This is a genomic window from Glycomyces dulcitolivorans (assembly GCF_003265355.1).
GTDB lineage: Bacteria > Actinomycetota > Actinomycetes > Mycobacteriales > Micromonosporaceae > Glycomyces > Glycomyces dulcitolivorans.
This window is the reverse complement of sequence record NZ_QFRW01000058.1, coordinates 1-4333: the sequence shown is the minus strand read 5'-3', so window position 1 is coordinate 4333 and position 4333 is coordinate 1. Positions and strand designations below refer to the sequence as shown.

4 protein-coding genes and 2 pseudogenes are annotated in these 4333 nt (G+C 70.2%); 4 read left to right on the top strand and 2 right to left on the bottom strand.

Annotation, left to right across the window (positions count from 1 at the left end; translation table 11 throughout):
* Positions 1–188: pseudogene (locus DI269_RS27605) on the bottom strand (hypothetical protein); the annotation flags it as partial.
* 504 nt (positions 189–692) lie between these two features.
* Between DI269_RS27605 and DI269_RS04345 the strand changes: the two are divergent.
* Together DI269_RS04345 and DI269_RS04340 are read left to right on the top strand one after the other, a co-directional pair.
* Positions 693–1550, top strand: coding sequence for an RDD family protein (locus tag DI269_RS04345; protein WP_112133906.1), 858 nt, complete (start codon positions 693–695; stop codon positions 1548–1550).
* Positions 1547–2599 (top strand): histidinol-phosphate transaminase, encoded by a 1053-nt coding sequence (locus tag DI269_RS04340; protein WP_112133905.1) that lies wholly within the window; start codon positions 1547–1549, stop codon positions 2597–2599. Before DI269_RS04345 ends, DI269_RS04340 begins: the two co-directional genes overlap by 4 nt.
* Before the next feature lie 114 nt (positions 2600–2713).
* Here the strand turns inward: DI269_RS04340 and DI269_RS04335 are convergent, their stop codons facing one another.
* Complete coding sequence (locus DI269_RS04335; RefSeq protein WP_198667132.1) at positions 2714–3055, bottom strand: helix-turn-helix domain-containing protein; 342 nt, start codon at positions 3053–3055, stop codon at positions 2714–2716.
* Positions 3056–3281: 226 nt separating this feature from the next.
* Here DI269_RS04335 and DI269_RS04330 point away from each other — a divergent pair, with 226 nt between their 5' ends.
* Both DI269_RS04330 and DI269_RS28970 read left to right on the top strand, forming a co-directional pair.
* Positions 3282–3995: an FhaA domain-containing protein gene (locus DI269_RS04330; protein WP_112133903.1), complete on the top strand. Its 714-nt coding sequence runs from the start codon at positions 3282–3284 to the stop codon at positions 3993–3995.
* A gap of 190 nt (positions 3996–4185) precedes the next feature.
* Positions 4186–4333 (top strand): annotated as a pseudogene (locus DI269_RS28970) (FHA domain-containing protein FhaB/FipA); the annotation flags it as partial.

Sequence of the window (4333 nt, the reverse complement as noted above, 5' to 3'; positions counted from 1 at the left end):
TCCGGCGGAGGCGGCGCGGGAGTCGGCGAGCCGAACTCCGGCACCGGCGGCGGCGCGGGCGGTTCGGGGACCGGCGAGCCCTCGGGCCGGCCCTCGGGGGAGCTGTCGGCGTTCGGGCTCCAGGCGTTCTCGTCGTCCTTCGGCCGCTCGGGTTCGGGCGGCTCGGGGGCCGGCGGGTAGGTCGTCATGGTGCCCTCCTCGGCTCGGATGCGCTCGCGGCGCCGATGCCCCGCAAGGTAACCCAAACCTCACGGGATGTGTGCCGAATCAGGGGAACCGGCCGTGGCCCCGGTCGATTCGAGAACTCCGTTCGGATTTTTTGGTGTTAGGGGTTTACTACCCGTCAGTAGACGAGTAGAAATGAGTTACGGATCCGGAAGGACTTCCCGGGGACAGGTTCCTCGCAGATCGGAAGGATTCGTGCACCGCCGCCGAGCACCCACGTGCGACCTGAGCCGTCGGGAGGCACAGCGGGTCCAGCACCTAGGAGCAGGACGCCGCTATAAAAGACTTCACGCTTGGTAACTCGGTCGGAAGTGCAGTTAGTTCGAGCGGCCCAGTCGAGGTAATTGACCGACTGGGCCGTGTCGTATGCCCGCCAAGCGGTTCCGCACCCTGAAAACTTCCGTTCCCAGCGTCCTGTGTCCGAACTGACTGGGAACCTTCAGCCGCGGCTGCAAGAATGGGCCACGATGACCACGATCGAACCCGGCTGGTACGCCGACCCCGCCGACCCGTCCACCCAGCGCTACTGGGACGGCTCCGCCTGGGTCGGGAAGCCGATCCCCGCGGGAGCCGAGCCGCCCGCCGAACCCGAGCCGGTCGACCCCGAACCGGAACCCCTTCCCCCTTCTACAGTGGACGCCAACGTCCAGGAGCTCCCGCCTGACCCGCGCTTCGGCGCCGGCCCGCCGCCGAAGGTGATCCAGCGGACGCCCGGCGCGGTCCAGCCGCCCGGGACCATCCCGATCCGGTCCCTCGGCGTCACCGTCGGCTGGATCTCGAACCGCGACGTCGACCGCATCCTCGAAGGCCGCGTCCTCGCCCACCCCGGGCAGCGGTTCGTCGCGCGCATCGTCGACACCGTCGCCCTCATCCTCCTCAACGTGGTCGTCAACGGCTACTTCGTCTACCAGTTCATGCAGACGGTCTGGCCGTACGTGCTGGAGATGGCCGCCGCCGACGACCCCAATGACATCCAGCTGCCCGCGCGCGCCTCCGACCAGTGGTGGGTCGTCCTGCTCATCTCGCTCGGCCTGTGGTTCGCCTACGAGGTCCCCGCGACCCTCAACTCCGGGCAGACCCTCGGCAAGCGCCTCATGGGCATCAAGGTCGTCTCCCTCGCGCCCGCCGGGCTCGGGTGGGGCCGGCTGCTCCTGCGCTGGTCGTACGCGGCGCTGCCGCTCCTGTGCTTCCCGTTCGGCGCGATCCTCTGGATCATGGACGGGATATGGTGCATCCGAGACCAACCCTTCCGCCAGTGCCTCCACGACAAGTCGCCGGGAACGGCCGTAGTGGAGGCGGGACCCCACAAGGAGCCCGCAACATGACGACCGAGCCGATCCGCGAAGACCTCGCCGCGATCCCCCGATACGTCCCCGGAAAAGCCCTGCCCCAGGCCCTCAAGCTCTCCAGCAACGAGGTGCCCTACGGGCCGCTGCCGGGGGTCGCCGAGGCGATCGCCGACGCGGCCGGGAACGTGCACCGCTACCCCGACATGGGCGTGACGCTGCTGCGCGACGAGCTCTCGGCGCGCCTCGGCGTCGACGCCGAGCGGATCGCGACCGGGACCGGCTCGGTCGCCCTCATCGGCCACCTGCTCCAGGCGATCGCGAGCCCGGGGAGCGAGGTCGTCTACTCGTGGCGGTCCTTCGAGGCGTACCCGATCGCGGCCACGGTCGCAGGGTTGAAGTCGGTGCAGGTTCCGAACACTGCGGACCACCGGCACGACGTCGACGCGATGATCGCGGCGGTCGGGCCCAAGACTCGGGCGATCATTCTGTGCAGCCCCAACAATCCGACCGGGCCTTCGGTGACGGCCGAGGAGCTCGACCGGGTGTTCGCGGCGGTGCCGGAGTCGGTGCTCGTCGTGATCGACGAGGCGTACCGGGAGTTCGTGAACGACCCGGAGCTGCCGGACGGGATCGAGCGGTACGGGGACCGGCCGAACGCGGTCGTGTTCCGGACCTTCTCGAAGGCGTGGGGCCTCGCGGGCCTGCGCGTCGGCTACATGGTCGCGCGGCCGGATGTCGCTGACGCGGTGCGGCGGTGCGTGATCCCCTTCGCGGTCAACGGACCCGCGCAGGCGGCGGCGCTCGCGGCGCTCGCGGCCGAGGACGAGATGCGGCGGCGGGTCGCGCTGGTGACGTCGGAGCGCAAGCGGGTCGTCATGGGCGCCAGGGAGATCGTGCCCGACGTGCCGGAGACGCAGTCGAACTTCTTCTGGCTGCCGCTGGGGGAGCGGGCGGTCGAGTTCGCGGCGCACTGCGAGGCGCGGGGGATTCTGGTGCGGCCCTTCGCGGGCGATGGCGTGCGGGTGACCGTGGGCCTGCCCGAGGAGAACGACGCCATCCTGGAGGCCTTGCGCGACTGGCGGTGAACGTGAAGGTTCATCGAGTTCGCAGTCGCCCCCGGCTCTACCGTGCCTGAAGGGTGTGACAAGAGGGCTTGAGCGGTTCGGATTTCCGGGCGCCCCACCGGCGCCCGGAGCCGGCTACTTGCTGGAGGTGCGCTCGTTCTGGTCGCAGAAGGCCTCGTACATCTCGGTGAGGGTCTGCTTCTGCTTGGCGGTGAGGTCGCGGTCGGTGGCGATCGCCAGGGGCGTCGCCGAGCCGTCCTCGCCGCTGCCCATGCCGGCGCGGAGGTACATGATCGGGGTGGTCATCCGCAGGGCCAGCGCGAGCTGGCGGAGGACCGCGCCGCTGGGGCGGCGCACGCCGCGCTCGCCCTGGAGGTAGGGGTTCGAGACCCCGGCGGAGTCGGAGAGCTCGCGGAACGAGACGTGGGCGCGTTTGCGCACGTCCCGGACGAATGAGCTGAAGTCGCGATCTGTCACCCGCGTCACCATACGCGCCTTGCCGCGGCCCCGCCACCTGGGCCCGCCTGACCCGTCCGACATTCAGCACTATCGGCCGACATCGGGCTCACCCGATCAGACGATATGAAAGCGACTCGGGAGGCGGTTGCGTCTCAACCCCTCGCCGTCGTGTGAAGGCAGCCGATACCATCGGAAGTCGACGCGTAGTGCGTCCCCGCGACGCCAGACGAGGAGGGGAGAACCGGTGAGCGTTCTGCAACGCTTGGAAAAACAACTGGAGGGCCTGTTCGAGGGCACCTTCAACAAGATGTTCAAGGGCGTTGTGCACCCGGTCGAGATCGCCAGCGCCATGCAGCGCGAGGCGGAGACCCACAAGGCGGTCCTCGCCGGGGGCCGCGTGCTGGTGCCGAACCGATACGTCATCGACCTCTCGCCGCCCGACCACGACCGGCTGGCGCCGTACGCCGCCGCTCTGGCGCAGGAGCTGGCGCAGTCGCAGGCCGAGTTCATCGGTGAGAACGGCTGGACGGTGTACGGCGACGTGATCGTCGAGATCGAGCGCGGGGAGGGCCTGGACACGGGCATGTTCCGCGTGACGGCCGAGGTGGCGGCCCTGAACGAGGGCGTCGACCAGCCGGTGTCCGGCGGCGGCTACGGCCCCGCGCACCCGGCGGCGCCGACGGGCCCGGTCCTGGTGACCGCCGACGGCCGGCAGTTCTCGGTGGCGCACGGCGCGACGGTGATCGGCCGCGGCGAGCAGGCGCAGATCCGGCTCCCGGACGTGGGGATCTCTCGGCGCCACGTGCGCATCGACTTCGACGGCCGGCAGGTCTCGGTGACCGACCTGGGCTCGACGAACGGGACCCTGGTCAACGGCCAGCGGATCGCCACCGTCTCCATGCAGCCCGGCGACGTCATCCAGATCGGGACGACCTCCCTGACCCTCCAGGCCGGCTAGTCCGCAGGAGTTTTCGGCACGCCCCGACCCTCGCGGGTCGGGGCGCCGTCGTGTCCGAGGCTGTTTCCCTTAGGGGCCCTTGCACGTAGCGGTGGGATGACCGGGCGGGTTCGCCATCTCGGCTTCTCGGGCGCGCGCACGTGGGCTACCGTGTCTGGGACCGTTCGTTCATCCGCTGTGGGAGCGCCGAATGCCTGAGATAGTCCAGACCGTTGCCCGGTTCGGTTTCCTGGTGCTGCTGTGGCTGTTCGTGTTCGCGGCGGCCCGGACGATCACCCGCGACCTGCTGGCGCAGCGGCGCCCGGCCGCGGCCGGGCCCGGTGCGGGCCCGGTGTCGG

Bases quoted from the DNA above. Each gene is read 5' to 3' on its own strand.
- DI269_RS04345 (WP_112133906.1), top strand. From the start codon at position 693: ATGACCACGATCGAACCCGGCTGGTACGCCGACCCCGCCGACCCGTCC.
- DI269_RS04340 (WP_112133905.1), top strand. From the start codon at position 1,547: ATGACGACCGAGCCGATCCGCGAAGACCTCGCCGCGATCCCCCGATAC.